The organism is Variovorax gossypii (assembly GCF_003965815.1).
In the GTDB taxonomy this organism is placed as follows: Bacteria; Pseudomonadota; Gammaproteobacteria; order Burkholderiales; family Burkholderiaceae_C; genus Variovorax; species Variovorax gossypii.
In genome coordinates, this window is sequence record NZ_RXOE01000001.1 from 498,971 (window position 1) to 521,679 (window position 22,709).

Genomic DNA, 22,709 nt, shown 5'->3' on the forward strand with positions numbered 1-22,709 from the left:
CAACGGCTCCTTCGGGTCAGCCCATGTGGATCTGTTCGGCATCGACCTTGACCAGCCCCTTGCTGGTCAGCAGCGTGTTCTTCGAATGCAGGCGCAGGGTCTGCTCGGCCTCGATGTCGAGCTGGCCGGCACGCACCTGTTCCACCTCCTCGGTCAGGCGGAAGCTCGAGCGGGTGAGCAGGTTGAAGCGGTCCAGCACCACCTCGCAGGCACGGCCGACGAAGTGCGACACCAGCACGCTGAAGCGGATGTGTCCGCCCTGGTAGTCCATCTCGCCGATCTCGCAATGGGCCTGCCGGGCCTGGGTGCGCCACTCGGGCGACTGCATGGCGATCGAGGTGTCCGACTCCAGTGCCATGGGGCCGGCGCTGCGCGCCCGGATGCCACCCGAGCGCGACACCAGCGTCAGGTCGCCGTCCACGGCCAGCGTCGCCTGCCGCGGGTCGGCCTGGGCGACCACCGCGATGACGAAGCTGTCGCCCTGGCGGGTCGAGGTGATCAGCACCGTATCGCCCGGCGCGGGCAGCAGCAGGCAACTGGCGACGCGCCGGCAGCGCAGCGATCCCTGGCCGTCGTCGAGGTCGACATCGAACCAGAGGTCGGCGTCGCTGGCGATCACAGTGGCGATTCGCGTGCCGGAGTCCGCGCGGCCTGCATGAGAAGGGCGCTGCATGAGCGGATCCAGCACGCCTTGCGTTGCATCGCTTGCGGTGGCGATCGTCTCGCCGGCCGTGGTCCCGTGGGTGTTCCGGGTGGAGGTCATGGGCTTTCTTTCTTGGGCCGGCGGCCATGGATGTCGCGGTCCAGGCGGGATGCGCGCTCGGGCTGCTGCAGCGCCACCTTCTCGGCTTCGTGCAGCGCAGGGTCCCGGTCCAGCGTACCCAGGCGGGTGCTGAACCTGGCACCGTCGAGGTCGGCGCGATGAAACACGGTGCGCAGGAAAGCGGCATCGCGGAAGTCGGCCTGGACCAGCGAGGCATAGGAAAAATCGGCGTAGTCCAGGCGGCTGCCGGCGAATGTCGTCTGTCCGCAGTGCGCACGATGGAAGACGCCTTGCTCGAGCTGCGCCTGCGAGAAGTCCGCGCCGTCGAGATGGGCGTCGACCCAGATGCTGTGCTGGAAGTGGCCGCGCCGCGCATCGACGCCGCGCAGATCGGCCTCGGGAAACAGGCACTGCATGGCCTGCGCCTCCGCCAGCACCGCGTTGCGCAGATCGGCACCCTTGAAATTGCACTGCGTGAGGCGCGCATCGTGGAACCGGCACGCCGTCAGCACCGCATCGATGAACTGGCAGAGGTGAAACTGCTGCCCGGAGAAGTCCTGCCCCGCGAGGTCCGCCTCGCTGAAGATCGCGTTCGTGAAGCTGGCTCCGGCGTAGCGTGTGCCTGTGAGCTTTGCGCGAAAGAAGATGGTCGACGAGAAGGCCACCTCGTTGAAGGACACGCCCGTCAGGTCGCACTCGGAGAACACGGCCTTTTCGAGGCTGGCGCGGTCCAGGCAGGCGTCGTGCAGCTTGCTTTGATGGAAGTTCGCCTGGTCCATGAAGGCTCCATCAAATCGAACGCCTGGCAGGGTGCAGCCGCTGAACACCGAATGCGGCATGGATGCCGCGTCCAGCACCGCATCCTGCAGGCTGCATTCGTGGAAGGCGGCGCGCGTGAGTTCGGCCGCTGGCAGCTGCGCCTGGTCGAAGCGGCATTTCTCGAAGAGGGATTCGCCCAGGAGCGCGGCATCGGCCTGAACGCCCTGGAAGCTGCATTCACTGAACACGCCGCCGCGCAGGTCGATGCCCCTCATGTCCATGTTGCTGAAGTCCTTCTCGCGGATCGGCTCGCCGTTGCGGACCTGGGCTGCCAGCGTCTCGGCGTTCACGCGCTGCCTGCCTCGGCGCGCCGGGGCAGTGTCTTCATCTGTTCGATGTGGGCACCCAGGGTGATCGTGCCGTGGCTGATGAGAACCTGGGCGACATCGGCGCGGAACAGGTTGGCCTCGCCCAGGTCGGCATCGACCAGGCAGGCTTTCTGGAGGTTGGCATTCATGAGATTGGCGAGCCGCAGGGAGGCTCGCGTGAAATCGGCGCGGATGAAGAGGCTGTCGGGCGCAGCCGCCGCGCGCAGGTCCGCGCCCTTGAGCGACGCGGAGGAGAAATCGCAGGTATCGAGCGTGGCCCGCCTGAAGTTCGCGCCGTCGAGCGGCAGTTCGCGCAAGGTGCAGTGCACCAGCGTGGCGTCCTCGAAGTCGGCCTCGCGGAGATCCGTAGTGCCGACGAAGCTGGTCGTCTTGAGCAAGGCTCGCCGGAACCGGGTGCCCTTGTGCAGCGGGGTGTGGGCCCAGCTGCAGGCTTCGACGGTGGCGCCGGAAAAATCAACCGACTCGAATTCGGCCTGCACGAACAGCACCTTTTCCAGGCGCGCCTCGCCGAAGTCGCAGCGCGCCAGCCGGCAGTGTTCGGCCATGCTCACGTAGCTCAGGTCGGCGCGCCGCAGGCTGCAACCCGCGAGCTCGATCCCCTGCAGCAACAGATGGCTCCACTTCGCCTCGTCGAGACAGCAGCCGTCGAGGCGCAGCTTTTCCATCTGCGTGCGCTCGAAGCGGGCCTGCGCGAAGTTGGTGTTCTCGCAGCGGGCGAGGCTGAGGTTGGCACGCTCCAGGTTGCAGCCCGTCAGCGAGGCCTGGCGCAGGTCGGCGCGCACCAGCACCGATTGGCTCAAGTCGGCGCCATCCAGGCGGGTGCCCTGGAGGCGCGCGCCTTCGAGCAAGGTCTGGTGCATGCGGGCGCCCCGCAGATCGAGGCCCGACAGGTCGCAGCCCGTCAGGTCCATGGCCGACAGATCGCGGTCCGCGGCCATGGCGGCGAGCACGCGTTCGCGCGCCTGCGCATTCTGTTCGGCGGCCATCGGGTCGGCAGCGGCCTGGTGGTGCGCGCCCATGCGGTACAGCGTCAGCATGTCCTTGCGGCCCCGTTGCCCGACGGCCTGCAGCTCGGCGTGCTCGGCGGCGCTCATGGCCGGGGTACCCGTGGCCGCGGCGATGCCGGCCAGCCCCTGGAGGATCGTCTCGGCGTCGAACTTCGGCGGGCCCTTGAGCTGCGCGTTCTGGCTTTCCTCGATGATCCGGCCGCTGTCGAAGCCCGCCTTGCGCGATTCGGATGCGTTGTCCCGCGCCGCCTTCGCGACTTCCTGCCTGGCTTCCTCCAGCTTGCGTTCCTGTTCGCGCTGGTAGGCGCGGGTCTTGTCGATGAACTCGGGCAGCTCGGCCAGCGTGGGCATCTTGTCGAAAGGCTTCGGCAGGGGCCGTTCCCGGAAGTAACGCGGCTTGTGGCCGGCCTCCAGGGCGCGCGCCGTCAGTTCGGCTCGCAGGCGCTCGCCCTTATCCTTGATGTTCCTTGCCAGGATCGATTCGCGCGCGTCGATCCGGTCCAGCCAGGGGCCGATGGCCGAGGCCGGCAGCAGCTCCTCGTCGAGAAACGCATGGATCGCGCCTTTCTCGAGGTTGCAGCGGTTCTCGAAGACCTTCTCGTAGTGGGAGAGGGGGCGCGGCGGGCTGTCGGCCGCCTCCATCGCCGGCATGACGTGCGTGATGTCCGCGGCATCGTCCTCGACGATGGTCGTCTCGCCGTGGAAGATCAGCATGACCTGCGCCAGGTGCGGGAAGAACCAGGCGGTGGTCAGCCGCAGCGGCACCTCTTCCAGCGCGAGAGGCGGCGCGGACTTTCTCGCCACGAAGCCGCGTGCGCGCAGATCCGGAAGCCGCCCGCGCAGTACCGTGTGCTCCGGGTGCATGTTCCAGATCTCGTAGGGCGCGGCCGCGGGGATGGACAGTTCGTCGTTCCAGCGTTGCTCCGGGGCCGCGCTGTTGAAGAACTGCCAGTCCATGTCGCGCGCAAAGCCGGGGTAGAGCGTCTCGCGCCAGCGGTCGCCGTAGTCCGTTCCCAGCAGCTTCAGGCGCTCGGGCAGATCGACGTCCATCGCACCCGGGCAGGCCGGAGTCGGACGCCGGTCGGGACGGTCCATGCCGTCGCCCGGGCGTTCGACATTGGGAAGCCGCTGCACCAGCAGGCCATTGACCATCTCGAGTGCGTACCCGATGCCCGCGGGGTTGGCGGCAAAGCCGGGACCGCCGAACGCGTGCTGCCAGTCCAGCCGCATGGTGTCGAAAGCCTGCGGCTCGGTGGCACGGCCATCCAGCCAGTAGCGGTCGCCCGAAACGAGGAACTGGCGCCGCAGGCCGCCGACGCGCAGCTCGACCGCGCAGCGTGTCTTGTCCTGCTGGTGGCAGGTGTAGGCCTGGCCGCTCACCAGGAACTCGGGCCGCAGCTTGGGAATGCCGAGATCGATCGCGGACTGGTTTCCCAATTCGGTGGAGACGGTCTTCCAGAGCTCCGTCTCCGGCAGCAGCACGCCTCCTTCGCCGAGGGTGTGCATGCCGATCACGGTGAGTGCGAGACGTTGGCTTTGCTCGCTTTGCGCGCGCAGGAAGGGGCGTGTCAGGACGCTCAGGCGCAGGGGTTTGATGGTTTTCACAGCGGGATCAGCGCCTTGCGCCGCGGATCACCAGCGGTGTATGCCTGCGGTCGATGGCCAGCCGCGACGGGTCCTGCGGGTCCTGCAGCAGATGAATGTCGGGCCGGCCCGCCGAGAAATGAGCCAGCAGGTCCTCGTCGATGAGGGTGCGCAAGGTGGTCTGCTGTTCGATGCCGGCGGCATCGACATAGGCGACGCCCAGTTGCACGGCCGTCATGCGCTGCCCGACGGGGCCGCGCCGGGAGTAGCCGCTGGGCGAGCGCATCAGGGAAACCGCGACGCCCTGCAGCGGGCGCCCGTCGGCCTGCAGCTGCTGCCACAGCCGGCCTTCCTCGGAATAGGCGCGATGGCTCATCAGCGCCACCGCGAGCACGATTGCGGCGAGCGCGATCACGCCCAGGCTGACGATGCCGAACACTCCCCACAGAACGATATCGAGCACCTTGTCTACGCCTCAGAGCAGGATCTTGAGCGCCTGGATGCCGGCGCGCAGACCGCCCGTCTTGATCTCCGTGCCCACGAGCTGGATGAGCGCACCGGCATCGCCCAGCGACATGGCCTTGTTCTTCCACTCCGCGCCCACGGCCTCCAGCTTCACGCCGATGGCCTGCGCCTGCACGCCCATGGCCATCGAACGCACTGCCAGCACGCCCAGCGAAATGCCCGACACGTCCATGTTCAGGCCGGTGCCGCCCAGACGGAACCACCTCCAGTCGCTGCTCTTGGAGTAGTTGTTGGTGTAGGTGGCGGAGTTGTTGGTGTAGTTGACCGTCAGGTTGTTGTAGGTGTTCGACGTCGTGTTGTAGACGTTGGTGTTGATGACGTGCTGCGTCGTGTTGTGGATGTGGTTCGTCGTGTTGAACGTCACATCGGGCGAGGTGTGCACCGTGGGGCCGGTGACCGTGGTGGTCGAGGGGCCGTTGACCAGCACGTCGTTCGACGTGTTGATGGTGTCGTTGCGTCCGTCGCTGACGAAACGGATCTCCTTGCCGTCGATGGTGCCGTGGAAGCCGCCGGTGATGGCGAGCTGCACGCCGCCCGTGATGGTGTCGTTCAGCCCGCCGCTGAGCATGCGGGTCTTGCCGCCAGAGAGGGTCTGGTTCACGCCGCCGGTCACGGTCTCGGTGAAGCCGCCCGTCACGCTGCGCGTGTCGCCGCCGGTGATGGTTTCCTTGGCGCCGGCGGTGATGTCGCGCGTCTCGCCATCTTGATACGTGGCCGACTCGTGGCCCTTGATGAGCGTGGTGCGGGTGCCGTCGGTGGTGTGCGTCTCGTCGGCTTCCACTTCCACGTCGAAGTTGCGCTCTGCATGCAGCAGGATCTGCTCGGCGCCCGTGCGGTCCTCGAAGCGCAGCATGTTGGCCTGGTTGGCCGCGCCGCCCGAGCTGGAGCGCGTGAGGATGCCGCTGGCCGTGGCGTTGGCGGGCAGTTCCCACGGAGGCATCTGGTCGCTGTTGTAGACGCGGCCGGTGATGATGGGGCGGTCGGGTTCGCCGCCGATGAAATCGACGATCACTTCCTGGCCCACGCGCGGCATGTGCATGGTGCCGTAGTTGGCACCGGCCCAGCTGCTCGATACACGCACCCAGCACGAGCTGTTCTCGTCGGACTGGCCGTAGCGGTCCCAGCGGAACTGCAGCTTCACGCGGCCGAAGCGGTCGGTCCAGATTTCCTCGGGGCCGACCACGGTGGCGGTCTGCGGGCCGTTGGTGCGCGGGCGCGGGGTGTTGCGTGCGGGACGATAGGGCACGGAGGAGGGCAGCACGGTGAAGTCGAACTCGCACACCGATTCGCTGCTGCCGCCCGAGGAGTACTCGGGCTCCCGCAGGTCGTAGCGGGTTTCGGTGACGAGGTATTCGCGGTTGTCCGACTCGCGCGGGCAATGCGTCATCTGGAACAGGTAGCCCGGCGCCATGCCCACCACGTTGGTGTGGCCCGAGGCCAGCTCGTGCGCGCACTGCAACTCCTGCAGGCGAATCCTGGCGTAGGCGTCGCCCTGCTGGTGCTCGGTGTAGCCGCCGAGCCATTCGTAGACCTCGTAGGTCGAATGCTCGTGCGGCTTCGGGTCCTGCTGCACGCTTTGCAGCGAGGCGCGCGACTTCCTGAAGTCGAAGTCGTCGAGCATCACGCGGCCGGAGGTGATCTGCTCGGACACCCGCCACTGGTCGATGCAGGGCTCCAGCGCGTTGACCACGCGGTCGCGCGGGCGGTAGGCGATGCTCGCATGGCCGGGCAGCGGCTTGTAGCTGCCCGAGTCGTCGGCCAGCACCAGCAGGTGCGAGCCGTTGCTGTGCTCGAAGTGGTAGCCGATGCCTTCGTGCTCCATGAGACGGCTTACGAAGGAGAAGTCGCTTTCCTGATACTGCACGCAGTATTCCTGGGCGGCGTAGCTGCCCGTGAGGCGCTTCTCGAACTGGAAGCCGTACTTGCCCAGAACCTCGTCGAGCACCTCGGGCACGCTCTTGTTCTGGAAGATGCGGCAGTCGGTGGTGCGCGTGAGGTACCACAGCCACGGCTGCACCAGCGCGCGGTAGATGTAGTGGCGGCCGGTTTCGTTGGCGCGGCCCACGAGTTCGAAGCGCACCACGGTGCCGTTGAGGAAGCGCGGGCCGCCTTCGTCGGCCAGTTCCAGCGTGAGCGAGGTGCCGAGCAGCTGCTTCAGATCGAGGCTGAAACTGGGGCTGACCATGTCCACCTCGAACTCGAAGAGCTGGGAGAGTCCTTCCTGTCCCCGCATCGAGCGGAACTTGAGCTGTTCTGAGCTCAGGACGGTGTGAACTTGGACGGTACGCTGCATTCGGAACTTCCCTGACCCTTGGGTTTCCGCGGCTGGGAAACCTTCGGTGACAGTCTAGAAATCCCTTATGTCACATAAATGACGCGAGGGGTGTCGGAGAGCTACTTTTCCCTCTGAAACACCCCTCGGAACGGTCACTGAAACAATGTGTAGAAGAAGCCCTTACAGGCCTCTTACGCGAGCCTTACATCGAGGCTTCGAGCATGGCCTTGTAGTCGTCGCGCGTGGCCAGGCGCGGGTTGGTCTTGTGGCAGTGGTCGGCCATGGCGCCGTCGATGATCTGCTCGAACATCGCGGGCGTCACGCCCACTTCGGCCAGGCCCTTGGGCAGGCCGAGGCGTGCGTTCATGTCGCGAATGGCGTCGCCCAGGTCGCCGGCCGAATCGAGGTGCATGGCCTGCGCCATGCGCTGCAGGCGCTGTTCCTTCTGCACCGATTCGGCACCCGAATTGAAATGGATCACCGCGGGCAGGAAGAGGGCGTTGAGCGTGCCGTGATGCAGGCGCGGATCGACGCCGCCCAGGCTGTGGCTCAGCGAGTGCACGCAGCCCAGCCCCTTCTGGAACGCCATGGCGCCCTGCATCGATGCGCTCATGAGGTTCAGGCGCGCCTCGCGGTCGCTGCCGTCCTTCGTCGCGCGTTCGATGTGGCCCCATGCGCGCTCCAGTCCGTCGAGGCCGATGCCGTCGGCGGGAGGATTGAACGCGGCCGACATGAAGGTCTCCATGCAGTGCGCGATGGCGTCCATGCCGGTGGCGGCCGTGAGCCGGGGCGGCAGGCCGAGCGTGAGCTCGGGGTCGCAGATGGCGGCCTTGGGCATCAGGAACCAGCTGTGAAAGCCGAGCTTGCGATGGTCGTCGACGATGACGATCGCGCCGCGCGCCACTTCGCTGCCCGTGCCGCTGGTGGTGGGCACCGCGATCAGCGGCACCACGCGGTCGGTGATGCGCGGCGAGCCGCCCTCGATGGTCGCGTAGGTCTTGAGCGGGCCCTCGTGCGTGGCCGCGATGGCGACACCCTTGGCGCAGTCGATGGCGGAGCCTCCGCCCACGGCGATAAGGCCGTCGCAGCGGCCGCTGCGATAGAGCTCGACGGCCGCGCGCACCGATGCCTCGGTCGGGTTGGAGGGTGTCTGGTCGAACACCGAGACTTCCAGGTCGGCGATGGCGTCGAGCGCCTTCTGCAGCACACCGGCCGCGCGGACGCCCGCGTCGGTGACGATGAGCGGACGGTTGATGCCGATGCGCGCGCATTCGGCCGACAGCAGCTTGATCGCGCCGAACTCGAACTGGATCTGTGTGAGGTATTGGATGAGTGCCATGGGGATGAAGGCCTCGGGGAGCCCGGGGCAGTACGATTGCCGACCAGCCAAATCTAACAAGAGCGATCAGTCTTGCACACGAAAGAAACCCTTGCCGCTGTCGCGCCCGGAACACCGTCCGGCACGCGGCTCACGCCGAAGATGGCCAGCGTGGTCGAACGCATGGCACGTGCCGGCCATCCGCCGCTCGACCGGCAGACTCCCGACGAGGCCAAGGCCTCCTACGAAAAAGGCGCCGGCGTGCTCGAGGTGCCCAAGCCTGAACTGGCGCGCATCGAAGACCTCACCATCGCGGCCCGCGACGGATATGCGATGCCCGTGCGGCTGTACGCGCCTTCATCGGCTGTGCTGCCGGTGCTCATCTACTTCCACGGCGGTGGCTTCACCGTTGGCAACATCCGCACGCACGACACGCTGTGCCGCGTGCTGAGCGCGAAGAGCGGTTGCGCGGTGATGTCCATCGATTACCGGCTGGCGCCCGCGCACAAGTTCCCGACGGCGTCGAACGATGCGTGGGACGCCTTCCAGTTCATCGCGAAGCAAGGCGCCAGCCTCGGCCTCGACCCGTCGAGGCTGGCCGTGGGCGGCGACAGCGCGGGCGGCACGCTCGCGGCCGTGTGCGCCATCCTCGCGCGCGACGCGGGCCTGCCGCTTTCGCTGCAGATGCTGATCTACCCCGGCACCACGGCGCACCAGGACACCGCCTCGCACCTGCGCCATGTCGACGGCCCGCTGCTGACCAAGGCGATGATCGACTTCTTCTTCTCGCAGTACGTCAACACGCCGGCCGACCGCGACGACTGGCGCTTCGCGCCGCTGCTGGCCGACGACGTCGACGGCGTTGCTCCGGCCTGGATCGGGCTGGCCGAGTGCGATCCGGTGGTGGACGAAGGCATCGCCTACGCCGACAAGCTGCGCGCGGTGGGCGTGCAGGTCGATCTGGAGATCTATCGCGGCGTGATCCACGAATTCATCAAGATGGGCCGCGCCATTCCCGAAGCGTTGCAGGCGCAGGACGATGCGGCCCGGGCCCTGCGGGAGGCCTTGCAGCCTTGAGCGCGGTCGCGCATGCCTACCGGTACGCGCACGCATCGGCCGCGCTGGCGGAGCCGTCGGGCCCGCGGCTGAGCCTCGCGACCTCCAGCCCGCAGGCCGATGGCGGCGCGGCGCATCCGCATTTCTTCGAGGGCCGGCTGCTTCAGCCCCGGCTGTGCGCCGAGTTGCTGAGTGCCGTGCACCTGGTGGTCGGCTCGCGCTTCTTCACGCCCGCCAACAGCGTCGCGCGCGCCATCGCGCTGGCCGATCCGGTGGTCACGGCCGGCGGCGAGCTGCTGCGCTTCGAAGGCTTTTCCTCATGCTGCAGCTGCTATGTGCGCGTGGACCTGCTGCCCGACTCCTATGACGGGCAGGTGGTGGGCAAGGGCACGACGAATGTCGATTTCAATGCCCCGATGCGCGCCGCGCTGGCCCGGCTTCGTGACGCCGACGGGCTTGCGCTCTCGGTCGGGCGCGATGCGCTGACGCTGCAATCTGGCGACAGCGAGGTGGTCGAGCGCAAGGTGGCGCTGCCGCTGCGCTGGCTGCGCGGCATGGTCGAGGTGCAGTCGTACCTGGCCGGTATGCGGCACCGCTTCGAGCTCAAGGGGCTGGAGGCGTTGCGCTTCCTCCGCACGCTGCCCAAGGCATCCACCAGCCGCACGCCGCTTTGGGTGGTGCCGTCGCCGAAAGGTCCCTTCACCACGACCCGCCCGCATCCGCAAGGCGTGCGCGTGACCGACACCAGCCGGCTGCGCGTGCTCGAGGCCCTGCTGCCCAAGGCTCGGAGCCTTGCCGTGCATGCCGACGAAGCACAGCAGGCCAGTGCATGGGTGCTGAATTTTCCGGGCGCGCGGCTCACGCTGGCGCTCAGCGCCGAGCCCTGGCGCGGCTTCTCGGGCGAGGGACAGGCGTTGCGCGCGCTGATGCGCATGGACGACGAACGCGCGGTGTCGCAGGTGAGGGCGCAGCTGAACTGGCAGGCACTGATCGACGCACCGGCGCTGGCGCGTACGCTGGACATCGCCGAGGCAAGCGTGGAAGACAGCCTGCGCATCCTCGGCGCCTCCGGCCTGGTGGGCTTCGATGTGGTCGAGCGCCGCTACTTTCACCGCGTGCTGCCGTTCGACCTGTCTTCGGTCGAGGACATGCATCCGCGGCTGGCCGATGCGCGCGAGCTCATGGCGCGCGGCGCCGTCACCATCGCCAAGACCAGCCCGGTCGAGGCGCAGGTGAACAGCTCGGGCACTGCGTACAGCGTTCGGGAGATCGATGGGGAGCTGCGCTGCACTTGTCCCTGGTATGCCAAGCACCAGGGCGAGCGCGGCCCTTGCAAGCATGTATTGGCGGTGGAGGCGACGGCCTTCGCGGCGGAAGGCGGACAGTGAGAAATGCAGAGGAACTGCCGGCATTCGTGCCGGAGGGCGCACTGGAGCAGGCGGTGTACCAAGGCGACTTCGAGGCGGCGCTCGCGAGCCTGGAGGCCATGCCCGCCGCCGGTCGCAAGGCTTGCGGCGAATCGCTCGAGAAGATGGGCCAGATCATGCGATCGAGCCACTGGCAGGGCAGCCCGTACGCGCGCCAGTGGGGCGGAGAGGCCCAGGCCGCGCAGTACCGCGCGCTGCAGGCTGCCGTGGTCGTGTGCATGGAGCCCAAGGCCTTGCTCGACCATGCGAGCCTGCGGGTCGCGCTCGACCAGGAAACCGTCTTGGCGCTGTGCAAGCGCTTCGGCATCGATGCCGCCGGCTGGCGCGCCGCGCTGCAGCAGGCAGCCGAGGCGGGGCTGCGAGCCTTCGCGGCCCACATCATGCCGGTGCAGAACCTCGTCGCGGCGGGGCTGATCGATCGCCCGCAAGGCGATGAATACGCCATCGGCCTCATGGCCCTGCCGCGTGCGCTTTCCCGCCTGACCACCATGGACCAGCATTTCGAGCGCGACCCCGGCCTGTACCAGGCCGTGCTCCGCCTGTTCGACGTGGAAGGCACCGGCGAGCACAACCTGTCCGCGGTCGACAAGTACAACCACTCGCCGAAGAACTCCTGGTCGTACATCTTCATGGACGGCGTGGCGCGGGGCGAATTCACACGCGCGCAGTTGCTCGAGAAGACGCTGGGCACGCTGGAGAAAGACTGGCCCCAGTTTCGCGCGGGCTGGTTTTCTCGCTTTCACGACACGCTGGCGCCCGACGCCGAGGAGATGGCGCCATTTGCTGCGCGCTACCTCGGCCTGTGCCAGAGCCGCATTCCGCCGACTGTCGCGCTGGCACTCGGTGCACTGAAAACGCTGCAGGCGGCGGGGCACGTCGACGGAGCATCGCTGCTGCCCGCGCTGCGCCCGGCGTTCCATGCCAGTGCCAAGTCGCAGGTCGAGGCCGCGCTGAAGCTGGCGGAGGCCGCAGTCAAGCGCGAACCTTCGCTGGCGCATGAAGCCTCGGCGGTGGTGCTGTGCGGGCTGGTGCACGAGGCGGCCGACCTGCAGAAGAAAATCATCGAGCGGCTCAAGGGTTGGGGCGTGGACGACGCGGCGCGCAATGAGCTGGCGGCGTACGTCGACAGCGTGGCGGCGGTCAACCGGCCGGCGCTTGCGGCGCTGCTCGGGGATGCCTCCGCGCTCGCCATGGTGCCGGTGGTCGTCGAGCAGACTCCGGCAGAAGCTACGGGAGACGGCCCGACGGACCCGCTCGACGCCAGCCGTGCGCTCGTGCCGATCACCGAGCCTGCCGAGTTGGTCGAACGTATCGCCTTCGTGCTCGAGAACTCCAACGACATCGATGAGCTGGAGCGCGTCGTCGAGGCGCTGGTGCGCATGGCGCCGCTGCCGGAAGCGCTGGTGAAGCAGTGCGCGCCCGTGGTCAAGCGAGCCCGAAAGCTGCTGCGCAGCGAGGTGCCGGCCCGGCTGGCGCGGTTGCTGGTCTTCGTCACGAGCGGGGAGCGCCTGCCCGACCTGCGCGACGATCCGCGCCGGCTCGGTTTGCAGAAGCCGCAGGCCGACGAGTTCCTGGCCTTGCGTATCGACGATCTCGTCAATCAGGCCGCAAAAGGCTGGTGCCTTGCACCGTTGTCGTCGGCCACGCATGCGCGGGGTTTCATCGATGCGGCGGTGTTCGTCGAGCGCGTCGCGGCGTATCAGGCTCGCAGCGCGGAACCGAGCCTGGGAGAGCAGGTGAGGGGGCTTCTGCGGCTGGCCCCGGTGCAGGGGCAAGGTGCTGCGGTCTTGCGGGAGAAGGCCCGTCGGCTGGCCGATGTTCCCCTGGTGCGGGCGTTGCGCCATGCGCTCGGCGAGGACGGCATCGTCATTCCGGCCAAGGCCGACCAGGCACAGGAGGCCCTGTTCGCGGCTGCCGCGCGCATCCGACACCCGGGCGGAGACGATTCGCGCGTGCTGGCGGCCCTGGGCGACGTCGGCCCCAACGGCGCGAGCGCAGCCCGCTGCACATGGTCGGTGAGTTCACGAAGCTCCACCTACGACGGCAAGACCTACGTTCATCACGACTTCCTGCTGGCGTCCGTCGCGGTACATCAGGACACGCCGCACGCGCTCGTCGCGGTGCGCCGCGCCGGCATCGAGGGTGACTACGACGAAGCCCTGCTGCGCTACGCAGCCACGGTGCTGCCGTCGTCGCTGGAGAGCTTCTTCGCGGCCGGCTGTCGAGAGATCGGCAACAACCTCGACTGGTGGGAGGCGCAGTGGCAGAACCGCGCCTACCTCGTGCCGCTGCTCGACCCCACGGTACCCGTCACCGCCTCGCAGCCGATGGCGGTGCTGTTGCAGGCACTGGCTCTTGCGGGCAAGGAGCCGGGTCAGACGGCGCTTGCCGTCGATGCGCTCGTGCATGCCTTCACCGAAGCGCGGCTCGACGTGCCGGCGCTGGGGGCGCAGATGCGCGCGCTGCTGGCTTCATCGCTCGCGATGGCCAAGCGCTACGGAAAGAGCCTGCAGTCGGCGGTGCGCGCCGATGCCCGACTGGCCGCGCCGGTCTTCGACCTTCTCTGCGAGATGCTCGCGGCGGACGCCGAAAATCCCCCCAAGGACCTGGCCGCGCTGATGGAGCTGCTGCTCGAGATCGCACTGAGCTCGCAGCGTGCGCTGCCCCCGACCACGCTGGGGCTGCTGAAAGAACTCAAGCTCGGCGGCAAGGGCCGTGCGGTACAAAAGAACCTGCTTGCCCTGGGCCCGGCCTCGCCGGCCTGAGCCCTGGGCGCTTCGGATTGCCGCAATCCATTTCCATCCTTCGATTCCACCAACTATTCCGGAGACATGAATGCAACGTAGCGATTTCCGCTTTTTCCACCGCCTGCGCGTACGCTGGGCCGAAGTCGACATGCAGAAGATCGTCTTCAACGCGCACTACCTGATGTACTTCGACACCGCCATCGCGGACTACTGGCGCGCGCTGGCGCTGCCGTACGAGGAGTCGATGCATTCGATGGGCGGCGACCTGTACGTGCGCAAGGCGACGGTCGATTTCCAGGCTTCGGCGCGCATCGACGACGTGCTCGACGTGGGCATGCGCTGCGCGCGCATCGGCAATTCGTCGATGGTGTTCGAGGGCGGGCTGTTCCGGCAGGACCAGTTCCTGGTCGGCTGCGAGCTGGTCTACGTGTTCGCGGACCCCGCCACGCAGACTTCGAAGCCGGTGCCGGCGGCGCTGCGCGAGGTGCTGACGGGCTTCGAGGCCGGCGAGTCGATGCGCATCATCGAGACGGGTGACTGGGCCACGCTCGGCGAAGGCGCCAGTGCCTTGCGGCGGGCCGTGTTCATCGAGGAGCAGAACATTCCCGAAGCGCTGGAGTGGGACGAGCAAGACGCCGTGGTGTTGCACGCCGTGGCACGCAACCGCCTCGGCCAGGTGATCGCCACGGCACGCCTGCTGCCGGCCGAGAACGGCATCTCGCACATCGGCCGCGTGGCCGTGCATCGCAACCTGCGCAGTGGCGGCCACGGCGCGGCGGTGATGCAGGCGCTCGAAGATGCCGCCAGGGAGCGCGGCGCCAGCGTGGTCGCGCTGAACGCGCAGCGCAGCGCGGAGCGCTTCTATGTGCGGCTGGGCTATGTGCCGCACGGCGAGGGCTTCGAGGAGGCCGGCATCCCGCACATCGAGATGCGCCGGTCTCTTCTTTCTTCTTCCTCTCAGTAGCGGCTGGGCGGGTCCGGCACGTAGCCGGGTTCCGAGCCCGGGAACGGTGACGGACCAGCCGGGCGCGGCCAGCGCGGCGGAGGCGGCACCGGGATCACGCCGGCGGCGACGAGGTTCTCGCGGCTGTCGTAGCGGATGCGCACCACCTCGTCGGGCGACGACTGCGCGCGCTCGAAGGTGGTCTTGCCCACATACGAAGTTTCGCGGCGGCCATGCGCTGTGCCCAGGCTCGGACTGGGCGCGGATTGACGAGCCAGATTTCCGGAAGACTCGGCAGCCGCAGCGGGCGCGGCGCTGTCGGCTGCACCGGCCTTTGCACGCGCATCGCCCTGGTACGACGACGATTCGCTGCGGCGCTCGCGCTCGGGGCCGTATCCGCCGTATTCGTCGCGGCGCGGGAAAGGAGTGATCGGCGGAGGCGGCGGCTCGGGCATGCGCTCGCGGAACATCGCGACGCCGATCACGCCCACGTCGTCGGGCCGGCCGGTGCGGCTGGCGTAGGAATTGCCGGCCGCTGCGAACTCGAAAGCCGCGATCTGCGAGTCGCTCTTGCGCCAGCCGGTGATGTCGCTGCGCTCGCGCGCGCTGAACACGTAGCCGTTCTGCCCGACGCCCGCGGTCTCGCCGGTGATCACGTTGACGCCGTCGACGGACATCACGGCCATGATGCGTTCGCCCATCGCGTTGCGTGCCCGGATGGCGTAGCGTGCGCCGGGACGCCCGGCCACCCAGTATTCGCCGCGATGGCGGTAGATAGGCAGCTCGGCGCCGGTGCCGCGGTCGACCACGCTGATCTGCATCAGCGAGCCGATGCGGCTGGACGGCGTGGAAGGAACATAAGTTCGTTCCGAGGTCTGCGCGCAGGCCGAGAACGAAGCCACGGCACTCAGGGCCAGGGCGGTGGAGAAGAGTCTGCGCTTCATGGTGTGTCTTCCTTGCCGGAGTTGATCGGTGCAGGCTTCTACGGAGCGGCACCGCCGGCGGGGTTAAACGACGCGCAAAAAAATGGCGCTATCTCTTCGATAGCGCCAAACGCTCCTTTTCTCCAGGGGCGTTGGGGGTAGGGTGGCTCAGATGTCTTCGAGCAATGGATAGGGCAGCGGCTCGACCGTGAGCGCGGGGCCATCGGCCGCGCCCGCGCGCAAGCCGCCGGCCTCGAGCGCGGCGATCTGCATCGAGATCAGTGCGGACCAGCCGCCATCGGGTGCCGGCGCGGCTTGCGCCACGGTGCCCACGGGCTGTTCAGCATCGCCGGCGGCGAACACTTCCTGCCCCACGGACACCGGAGCATCGGCCTGTACGAGGTACGTGCGGCGCTTGAGCGTGCCGCGGAACTGGCTGCGCGCGACCACTTCCTGGCCGGGGTAGCAGCCCTTCTTGAAGTTCACGCCGCCCACGGACTCGTAGTTGATCATCTGCGGCACGAAGGCCTCGATGACCGGGGTGGTCAGGGTCACGATGCCGCTGCGGACCTCGCTCCACTGCCAGAGGTTGTCGTCGAGCGTCGGGCCCGCGGGGGCGGCATGGCCGGCCGGCGCGATCCAGAGGGCGCGCGGCACGCCGTCCGCCGGGTACAGCGACACGGCGCTGACCTCGTCGCCGATGGCGGTGCGCTTGCCGGGCGCGGCGGCAGCGTCGAGGCCGTTGGCGGTCAGGGCGGTGCCGGCCAGGCCGTACAGCGCGTATTGCTCAGTGGCATCGGTCAGCTTGGCCTTGGCGCGAAGCACATACATCGACAGGCGCTTGAGCGTGACAGCCAGGATGTCGCGGCTGCACACCAGCAGGATCAGGTCGGGTTGCGGCTTGATGCCGATGAAACTTGCGATCACCCGGCCCTTGGCGGTGCACAGCGCGGCCAGTCGGGCGTCGGAGGCACCGAGCAGGGAGAAGTCCTGTGTGAGCTGGCCGTGGAGGAAACTGGCGGCGTCGGGGCCTTCGGCACGGATCACGCCGAGGTGGGAGAGGGCGGTCACCCCATTGAGAACGACAGTGGTCATCGCTGAATTATCATGGCCGGGCTTGTTCCTTCGGGGCGGCAGGGGCTCCAGCCCTTCGGTTCGCAAGGGCACCGTTTTTCTATCCGACGCCTCCGTCTTTTCTCCGTCATCCCCACATCGGACTCGTGCGCAGCTTCTTCCTCACGCTTTTCCTGCTCGCCGCCCTGGCCGCGCTCGCGCTCGGCGGCGCCGGCCTCTGGTGGGTGCACCAGCCGCTCAGGCTGCCGGCGCCCAGCGTCGACCTGTCGGTAGAGCCCGGCACCACGCCGCGCGGCATCGCCCAGGCCGTGGCCGACACGGGTGTCGACGTGCAGCCACAGCTGCTCTACCTGTGGTTCCGCGTTTCGGGGCAAGACCGCCAGATGCGCGCCGGCAGCTACGAGCTGGAGCGCGGCGTCACGCCCAAGCTGCTGCTCAACATCCTGGTGCGCGGCGAGGAGGCCACGCGCAGCGTGGTGCTGGTCGAGGGATGGAACATCCGCCAGGTGCGCGCCGCGCTCGCCAAGGCCGACCAGCTCAAGCCCGAGAGCGTGGGCATGACCGACGAGGCGCTCATGGTCAAGCTCGGCAAGCCGGGCCTGCACCCGGAAGGGCGCTTCTTCCCGGACACGTACACCTATTCGAAGGGCTCGACCGACGTCGCCCTGCTGCAACGGGCGATGCGCGCCATGGACAAGAAGCTCGAAGCCGCCTGGGCCGCCCGCGCCTCCGACTTGCCGCTGAAATCGGCCGATGAAGCGCTTATTCTGGCCAGCATTGTCGAAAAGGAGACAGGAAAGGCCAACGACCGGGCGGAAATCTCGGCCGTGTTCACCAATCGCCTGCGCATCGGCATGCCGCTGCAGACCGATCCGACGGTCATCTACGGCATGGGCACGGCCTTCGACGGCAACCTGCGCAAGAAGGACCTGCAGACCGACACCCCCTGGAACACCTACACGCGCGGCGGCCTGCCGCCCACGCCGATCTCCATGCCGGGCAAGGCGGCGCTGCTGGCGGCGGTGCAGCCGGCGCAAAGCAAATCGCTGTACTTCGTATCGCGCGGCGACGGCACCAGCCAGTTCAGCAGTTCGCTCGACGATCACAATCGTGCGGTCAACCGCTACCAGCGTGGCGGCGGCGATTCCAAATCGAAGGCGACCCAATGAGTGACCAAGGTCTGTTTCTGACGCTGGAAGGCATCGACGGCGCGGGCAAGTCGAGCCATCTCGATGCGCTGGAGGCGCTGTTCAAGGCGCAGGGCCGCACGGTGGTGCGCACGCGCGAGCCCGGTGGCACGCCGCTGGCCGAGACGCTGCGCGGCCTGATCCTCGAACAGCCGATGGACCCGCTTACCGAATCGCTGCTGGTGTTCGCGGCACGGCGCGATCACATCGTGCAGGTCATCGAGCCGGCGCTGGCGCGCGGCGACGTGGTGCTGTGCGACCGGTTCACCGACGCCACCTTCGCCTACCAGGGCGCGGGGCGCGGCTTCGACCTGGCCGTGCTTTCGACGCTGGAGCAATGGGCCCAGGCGGGGAGGGCGGCACTGCCCGCCTCGACGCTGCTGCAGCCGCACGTCACGCTGTGGTTCGACCTCGCCCCCGAAATCGCCGCCCAGCGGCTGGCCGGCGCCCGGGTGCCCGACAAGTTCGAGGCGCAGCCGGTCGAGTTCTTCCGCCGCGTGGCGCAGGGCTATGCGGACCGCGCGAGCGCCGATGCCCGGCGTTTCGTGCGCATCGACGCCAGCCAGACGCGCGAGCAGGTCTGGCTGCAGATCGAGTCCGAATTGACGACGCGCGGCGTCTTGGCCGGCAGAGGCGCCGGATGAGCGCCGAGGCACTGTCCCCCTGGCTGCGCAGGCCGCTGACCGAGCTGCTGCGCCAGCGCGGCCATGCCTGGCTGCTGCAGGGCCCGTCCGGCATCGGCCAATACGAACTGGCGCTGGCGCTGGCTTCCGCATGGCTGTGCGAACAGCCGACGCAGGAGGGCGTCGCCTGCGGCAATTGCCCGAGCTGCCATGCCATCGAGGTGCGCACGCATGCCGACCTTTGTGTGCTGATGCCCGAGATCGCCATGCACGAGCTGAACTGGCCGCTCGATGAGAAGGCGCAAGCCGAAATCGACGACAAGAAGCGCAAGCCCAGCCGCGAGATCCGCGTCGAGGCGATGCGCGACGCGGTCGGCTTCGCCCAGCGCACCAGCGCGCGCGGGCGCGGCAAGGTGGTGCTGGTGTATCCGGCCGAGCGCATGAACACGATCACCGCCAACGCGCTGCTGAAGACGCTGGAGGAGCCCGTCGGCGACGTGCGCTTCGTGCTCGCGAGCGAGGCCGCTTGGCAATTGCTGCCGACCATCCGCAGCCGCTGCCTGGGCTTCACGCTGCCCTGGCCCGAAACCGCCGAGGCCGAGGCCTGGCTGGCCGCGCAGGACGTGCCCGCGGCCGACGCGCCCGCCTTGCTGCGCGCCGCCGGCGGCCGGCCCAGCGACGCCCTGCGGCTCGCCCGATCGGGGCAGTCGCCGAAGGCCTGGGCCCTGCTGCCCAAGGCCATGGTGCGCGGAGACGTCGGGGCGCTTGCAGATCATCTGCCCGCGCAAGCCGTCGGTGCCCTGCAGAAGCTCTGCCATGACCTGATGGCTGTGGGCAACGGCGCCGCTCCCCGTTTCTTCGATGCCGCCGACCTGCCGGCGGCGCCGTCCCGGCTGGCGCTCGCGCGTTGGTCGAAGTCGCTCGCAAGTGCCGCGAGAACCGCGGAACACCCGTTCAATGCGGGCCTCATGCTCGAAGCGCTTGTGAGCGAAGCGCGAACCACCCTAAACTCTGCCGCTCGTCGCCCATGAACCAACCTGCCGCTTCAGCTGCGTCCGCAGCAGCCTCCACACCCGCCCGGCCGAGCGTCATCCAGCTCGCGATCAAGGAAAAGGGCGCGTTGTACGCGGCCTACATCCCGCTGTTCGCCGAAGGCGGCATCTTCATTCCGACCTCGCGCGAATACCGGCTGGGCGACGACGTCTACGTGTTGCTGACGCTGCCTGAAGACCCGCAGCGTTACCCGGTGGCAGGCAAGGTGGCCTGGATCACGCCGCCGCGCGCCGCCGGCAACCGGGCGCCTGGCGTGGGCATCCGTTTTCCTTCGGACGAGAAGTCGCGCCAGCTGAAGGCGCGCATCGAGGCGGCGCTCGGCGGCTCGATGGCATCCGACCGCCCCACGCAAACCATCTGAGTTTTCCGCCGTCCATGTGACGCGGAACTCGTTCGACGGCGCCACCCTCCCATACACAGGCCGACAGCCCGGGCGGGCCTGACAAGGGCGAGCGCCGCGCACTCCATCCATTCCGATGTTCACAGACTCCCACTGCCACCTCACGTTTCCCGAATTCGCGGGCCAGATGCCGCAGATCCGCGCTGCCATGGCCGCGGCGCAGGTCGACCGGGCCCTCTGCATCTGCACCAAGCTCGAGGAATTCGACGAAGTGCAGGCCCTTGCCGCCAGCTACGACAACTTCTGGGCCAGCGTGGGTGTGCACCCCGACAACGAGGACATCGCCGAGCCCACGGTCGAAGACCTGGTGAGCCTTTCCGCAAGGCCGCGCGTGGTCGCCATCGGCGAGACCGGCCTCGACTACTACCAGATGGAGGAGCGCAAGGGCGGCCGCAGCATCTCCGACCTGGAATGGCAGCGCGACCGCTTCCGCGTGCACATCCGCGCAGCCCGCCAGACGCGCAAGCCGCTGATCATCCACACCCGCGAAGCTTCGGCGGACACGCTGGCGATCCTCAAGGAGGAGGGCGAGGATGCCTCTCCTGGTGCCGCCGGCGGCGTTTTCCATTGCTTCACCGAGACCGCCGAGGTGGCGCGCGCCGCGCTCGACCTGGGTTTCTACATCTCGTTTTCCGGGATCCTGACCTTCAAGAAGGCGCAGGACCTGCGCGACGTCGCCGCCTTCGTTCCGCTCGACCGCATGCTGATCGAGACCGACAGCCCGTACCTCGCGCCGGTGCCGTACCGCGGCAAGACCAACAACCCGTCGTACGTGCCCTACGTGGCACAACAGATCGCAGAGCTGCGGAAGATGCCCGTGGAGGCCATCGCCAAGGCCACGAGCGACAACTTCGAGACATTGTTCAGGGAAGTCAAATCATGAAAAACTACTTCAAGAAATCGATTTATCTCATTGTCATTGCTGCATCTTTTGCAGCTCATGCCGGTTCGTTCGAGGATTTCTTCCGGGCCGTGCGCGGAGACAACGCCAGCGGCGTGCGCAACCTGATCCAGCGCGGCTTCGACCCCAACACGCGCGACGAACACGGCCAGACGGGCCTGCTGATCGCGCTGCGGGAGCCGTCGCCCAAGGTCGTGAAAGTGCTGATCGAGGCGCCGCAGACCGACGTCGACATCGCCAGCCCGAAGGACGAGACCCCGCTGATGCTGGCCGCCATCAAGGGCCAGCAGGACGTGGTCGACCAGCTGCTCAAGCGCGACGCCGCCGTCAACAAGACCGGCTGGACGCCGCTGCACTACGCGGCCACCAGCGGGCAGATCGCGATCATGAAAGTGCTGCTCGAGAACTTCGCCTTCATCGATGCCCAGTCGCCCAACGGCAGCACGCCGCTGATGATGGCGGCCATGTACGGCTCGAACGACGCAGTGAAGCTGCTGCTGGACGAAGGCGCGGACACCACCATGAAGAACCAGCTGGGCATGACCGCCGTCGACTTCGCGAACAAGGCGAACCGCTCGGAAGCCGCTTCGATGATCGCTGCGGCAGCCAACGCAAAGGCCAGCGCGGCCAAGGCCGTTCCGAAGGACGGCAAGTGGTAAGTCCCTGAAGGGAGCCCCTTATTAGCGCGGCTGCTGCTGGGTCGTGCAGTGGATGCCGCCGCCGCCCGCGGCGATGGCGTCGATGTCGAGCTGAACCACCTCGCGGCGCGGAAACAGCTCGCGCAGCAGCGAACGGGCATTGCCGTCGGCCCGCGAGTCGCCGAACTGCGGCGCGATCACCGCGCCGTTGCACACGTAGAAGTTGATGTAGCCCGCCGCGAACTCGGGCGTTTCGTGCTTCTTGCGCACCGATTCCGGTCCCTTGAGCACTTCCACGCGCAGCCGCTGGCCGCGCGCATCCGTGGCCTGCTTCAGGATTTCCAGGTGCCGCCGGGTGACGGCACGGTCGTAGGAGTCGGGGTCTTCGTCCAGGCCGGCCACCACCACGCCCGGCGACGCGAAGCGCGCGTAGAAGTCGGTGTGGCCGTCCGTGATGTCGCGCCCTGCGATGCCCGGCAGCCAGATGATCTTGCGCAGGCCCAGCAGCCGTTTCAGTTCGGCCTCGCAGGCTTCCTTGCCCAGGCCGGGGTTGCGGTTGGCGTTGAGCACGCAGCTCTCGGTGATGATGGCCGTGCCTTGTCCATCGACCTCGATTCCGCCGCCCTCCAGCACGAGCTTGGTACGCAGCCGCTGCACCCCGGCGGCGCGCGTCACGTACTCGGCGACCTCGGCGTCGGCCTCGTGCTCCTGCTTGCGACCCCAGCCGTTGAAGTTGAAGTCGACCCCGGCCCACTGGCCCGAGGCGCCGTTGCGCACGAAGACGGGGCCGGTGTCGCGCATCCAGAGGTCGTCGACCGGCTGCACCTCGAGCTGCACCCGGTTGCCGCACAGGCGGGCCGCGAGGTCGTGGTCTTCCTCGTTCACCAGCATGCGCACGGGCTCGAAGGCCGCGATCGTGCGCGCGACGAGCGCCAGGTGCTCGCGCACCGGCTTCAGCAGGCGCCGGCCCCAGACGTCTTCATTGGGGCCGAAGGACATCCAGGTGGCACGATGCGGGTCGCCTTCGTCGGGCATGTGCCAGGACTCGGGTGCCGCCGCCATCGACGGCACGGCCAGTCCCAGCGGCGCGAGGCTCAGGCCGCCCAGCAGGCGGCGA

Annotated in this window: 19 protein-coding genes; 10 read left to right on the forward strand and 9 right to left on the reverse strand. The window is 68.1% G+C overall.

Annotation, left to right across the window (positions count from 1 at the left end; all coding sequences use genetic code 11):
- Window positions 1-16 precede the first annotated feature (16 nt).
- The 6 genes from EJP69_RS02310 to EJP69_RS02335 all read right to left on the reverse strand — a co-directional run bounded on the left by EJP69_RS02310 (window position 17) and on the right by EJP69_RS02335 (window position 8,641).
- Window positions 17-763 (reverse strand): DUF3540 domain-containing protein, encoded by a 747-nt coding sequence (locus EJP69_RS02310; protein ID WP_126468583.1) that lies wholly within the window; start codon window positions 761-763, stop codon window positions 17-19.
- Entirely contained in the window at window positions 760-1,872 is a 1,113-nt protein-coding gene (locus EJP69_RS02315) for a pentapeptide repeat-containing protein (RefSeq protein WP_126468584.1), read from the reverse strand. Before EJP69_RS02315 ends, EJP69_RS02310 begins: the two co-directional genes overlap by 4 nt.
- On the reverse strand, window positions 1,869-4,523 hold the full coding sequence (locus tag EJP69_RS02320) for a DUF2169 family type VI secretion system accessory protein (protein WP_126468585.1): 2,655 nt from the start codon (window positions 4,521-4,523) through the stop codon (window positions 1,869-1,871). The genes EJP69_RS02315 and EJP69_RS02320 overlap by 4 nt, the downstream gene beginning before the upstream one ends.
- Window positions 4,524-4,530: 7 nt before the next feature.
- A complete protein-coding gene (locus tag EJP69_RS02325; RefSeq protein ID WP_093195105.1) occupies window positions 4,531-4,965 on the reverse strand; it encodes a hypothetical protein in 435 nt (144 codons plus the stop codon).
- A 12-nt stretch (window positions 4,966-4,977) separates the two neighbouring features.
- Window positions 4,978-7,320, reverse strand: a complete 2,343-nt coding sequence (locus tag EJP69_RS02330; RefSeq protein WP_126468586.1) for a type VI secretion system Vgr family protein — start codon at window positions 7,318-7,320, stop codon at window positions 4,978-4,980.
- Between the two features lie 184 nt (window positions 7,321-7,504).
- Window positions 7,505-8,641 (reverse strand): iron-containing alcohol dehydrogenase, encoded by a 1,137-nt coding sequence (locus EJP69_RS02335; protein ID WP_126468587.1) that lies wholly within the window; start codon window positions 8,639-8,641, stop codon window positions 7,505-7,507.
- 141 nt (window positions 8,642-8,782) lie between these two features.
- Here EJP69_RS02335 and EJP69_RS02340 point away from each other — a divergent pair, with 141 nt between their 5' ends.
- The 4 genes from EJP69_RS02340 (at window position 8,783) to EJP69_RS02355 (ending at window position 14,814) form a co-directional block, all read left to right on the forward strand.
- Window positions 8,783-9,697 carry an alpha/beta hydrolase gene (locus EJP69_RS02340; protein ID WP_240652068.1) on the forward strand — a complete coding sequence of 305 codons (915 nt, stop codon included), beginning with the start codon at window positions 8,783-8,785 and terminating at the stop codon, window positions 9,695-9,697.
- The gene (locus EJP69_RS02345) at window positions 9,694-11,064 is read left to right on the forward strand and encodes an SWIM zinc finger family protein (RefSeq protein ID WP_126468589.1); all 1,371 of its coding nucleotides are present in this window, start codon (window positions 9,694-9,696) and stop codon (window positions 11,062-11,064) included. Before EJP69_RS02340 ends, EJP69_RS02345 begins: the two co-directional genes overlap by 4 nt.
- Window positions 11,061-13,868: a DUF6493 family protein gene (locus tag EJP69_RS02350; protein ID WP_126468590.1), complete on the forward strand. Its 2,808-nt coding sequence runs from the start codon at window positions 11,061-11,063 to the stop codon at window positions 13,866-13,868. The genes EJP69_RS02345 and EJP69_RS02350 overlap by 4 nt, the downstream gene beginning before the upstream one ends.
- Before the next feature lie 70 nt (window positions 13,869-13,938).
- A complete protein-coding gene (locus EJP69_RS02355; protein WP_126468591.1) occupies window positions 13,939-14,814 on the forward strand; it encodes a YbgC/FadM family acyl-CoA thioesterase in 876 nt (291 codons plus the stop codon).
- Here the strand turns inward: EJP69_RS02355 and EJP69_RS02360 are convergent.
- Window positions 14,808-15,737: a hypothetical protein gene (locus tag EJP69_RS02360; RefSeq protein WP_126468592.1), complete on the reverse strand. Its 930-nt coding sequence runs from the start codon at window positions 15,735-15,737 to the stop codon at window positions 14,808-14,810. The genes EJP69_RS02355 and EJP69_RS02360 overlap by 7 nt on opposite strands.
- 147 nt (window positions 15,738-15,884) lie before the next feature.
- Window positions 15,885-16,811, reverse strand: a complete 927-nt coding sequence (gene ygfZ / locus EJP69_RS02365; RefSeq protein WP_126468593.1) for a CAF17-like 4Fe-4S cluster assembly/insertion protein YgfZ — start codon at window positions 16,809-16,811, stop codon at window positions 15,885-15,887.
- Between the two features lie 125 nt (window positions 16,812-16,936).
- Here ygfZ and mltG point away from each other — a divergent pair, with 125 nt between their 5' ends.
- The 6 genes from mltG (at window position 16,937) to EJP69_RS02395 (ending at window position 21,613) form a co-directional block, all read left to right on the forward strand.
- On the forward strand, window positions 16,937-17,959 hold the full coding sequence (mltG, locus tag EJP69_RS02370) for an endolytic transglycosylase MltG (RefSeq protein WP_126468594.1): 1,023 nt from the start codon (window positions 16,937-16,939) through the stop codon (window positions 17,957-17,959).
- Entirely contained in the window at window positions 17,956-18,621 is a 666-nt protein-coding gene (gene tmk / locus EJP69_RS02375) for a dTMP kinase (RefSeq protein ID WP_126468595.1), read from the forward strand. The genes mltG and tmk overlap by 4 nt, the downstream gene beginning before the upstream one ends.
- On the forward strand, window positions 18,618-19,631 hold the full coding sequence (locus tag EJP69_RS02380) for a DNA polymerase III subunit delta' (RefSeq protein ID WP_093306772.1): 1,014 nt from the start codon (window positions 18,618-18,620) through the stop codon (window positions 19,629-19,631). The genes tmk and EJP69_RS02380 overlap by 4 nt, the downstream gene beginning before the upstream one ends.
- On the forward strand, window positions 19,628-20,014 hold the full coding sequence (locus EJP69_RS02385; protein WP_093306771.1) for a PilZ domain-containing protein: 387 nt from the start codon (window positions 19,628-19,630) through the stop codon (window positions 20,012-20,014). The genes EJP69_RS02380 and EJP69_RS02385 overlap by 4 nt, the downstream gene beginning before the upstream one ends.
- 115 nt (window positions 20,015-20,129) lie before the next feature.
- Complete coding sequence (locus EJP69_RS02390) at window positions 20,130-20,936, forward strand: TatD family hydrolase (protein WP_126468596.1); 807 nt, start codon at window positions 20,130-20,132, stop codon at window positions 20,934-20,936.
- Window positions 20,933-21,613 (forward strand): ankyrin repeat domain-containing protein, encoded by a 681-nt coding sequence (locus tag EJP69_RS02395; protein ID WP_093195119.1) that lies wholly within the window; start codon window positions 20,933-20,935, stop codon window positions 21,611-21,613. Before EJP69_RS02390 ends, EJP69_RS02395 begins: the two co-directional genes overlap by 4 nt.
- A 21-nt stretch (window positions 21,614-21,634) precedes the next feature.
- Here EJP69_RS02395 and EJP69_RS02400 read toward each other — a convergent pair whose 3' ends face one another.
- On the reverse strand, window positions 21,635-22,654 hold the full coding sequence (locus tag EJP69_RS02400; RefSeq protein ID WP_126469263.1) for an agmatine deiminase family protein: 1,020 nt from the start codon (window positions 22,652-22,654) through the stop codon (window positions 21,635-21,637).
- Between the last annotated feature and the right edge of the window lie 55 nt (window positions 22,655-22,709).

Bases quoted from the DNA above. Each gene is read 5' to 3' on its own strand.
- EJP69_RS02310 (WP_126468583.1), bottom strand. From the start codon at position 763: ATGACCTCCACCCGGAACACCCACGGGACCACGGCCGGCGAGACGATC.
- EJP69_RS02330 (WP_126468586.1), bottom strand. From the start codon at position 7,320: ATGCAGCGTACCGTCCAAGTTCACACCGTCCTGAGCTCAGAACAGCTC.
- EJP69_RS02335 (WP_126468587.1), bottom strand. From the start codon at position 8,641: ATGGCACTCATCCAATACCTCACACAGATCCAGTTCGAGTTCGGCGCG.
- EJP69_RS02340 (WP_240652068.1), top strand. From the start codon at position 8,783: ATGGCCAGCGTGGTCGAACGCATGGCACGTGCCGGCCATCCGCCGCTC.
- EJP69_RS02355 (WP_126468591.1), top strand. From the start codon at position 13,939: ATGCAACGTAGCGATTTCCGCTTTTTCCACCGCCTGCGCGTACGCTGG.
- EJP69_RS02360 (WP_126468592.1), bottom strand. From the start codon at position 15,737: ATGAAGCGCAGACTCTTCTCCACCGCCCTGGCCCTGAGTGCCGTGGCT.
- ygfZ (WP_126468593.1), bottom strand. From the start codon at position 16,811: ATGACCACTGTCGTTCTCAATGGGGTGACCGCCCTCTCCCACCTCGGC.
- tmk (WP_126468595.1), top strand. From the start codon at position 17,956: ATGAGTGACCAAGGTCTGTTTCTGACGCTGGAAGGCATCGACGGCGCG.
- EJP69_RS02380 (WP_093306772.1), top strand. From the start codon at position 18,618: ATGAGCGCCGAGGCACTGTCCCCCTGGCTGCGCAGGCCGCTGACCGAG.
- EJP69_RS02385 (WP_093306771.1), top strand. From the start codon at position 19,628: ATGAACCAACCTGCCGCTTCAGCTGCGTCCGCAGCAGCCTCCACACCC.
- EJP69_RS02390 (WP_126468596.1), top strand. From the start codon at position 20,130: ATGTTCACAGACTCCCACTGCCACCTCACGTTTCCCGAATTCGCGGGC.
- EJP69_RS02395 (WP_093195119.1), top strand. From the start codon at position 20,933: ATGAAAAACTACTTCAAGAAATCGATTTATCTCATTGTCATTGCTGCA.
- EJP69_RS02400 (WP_126469263.1), bottom strand. From the start codon at position 22,654: ATGGCGGCGGCACCCGAGTCCTGGCACATGCCCGACGAAGGCGACCCG.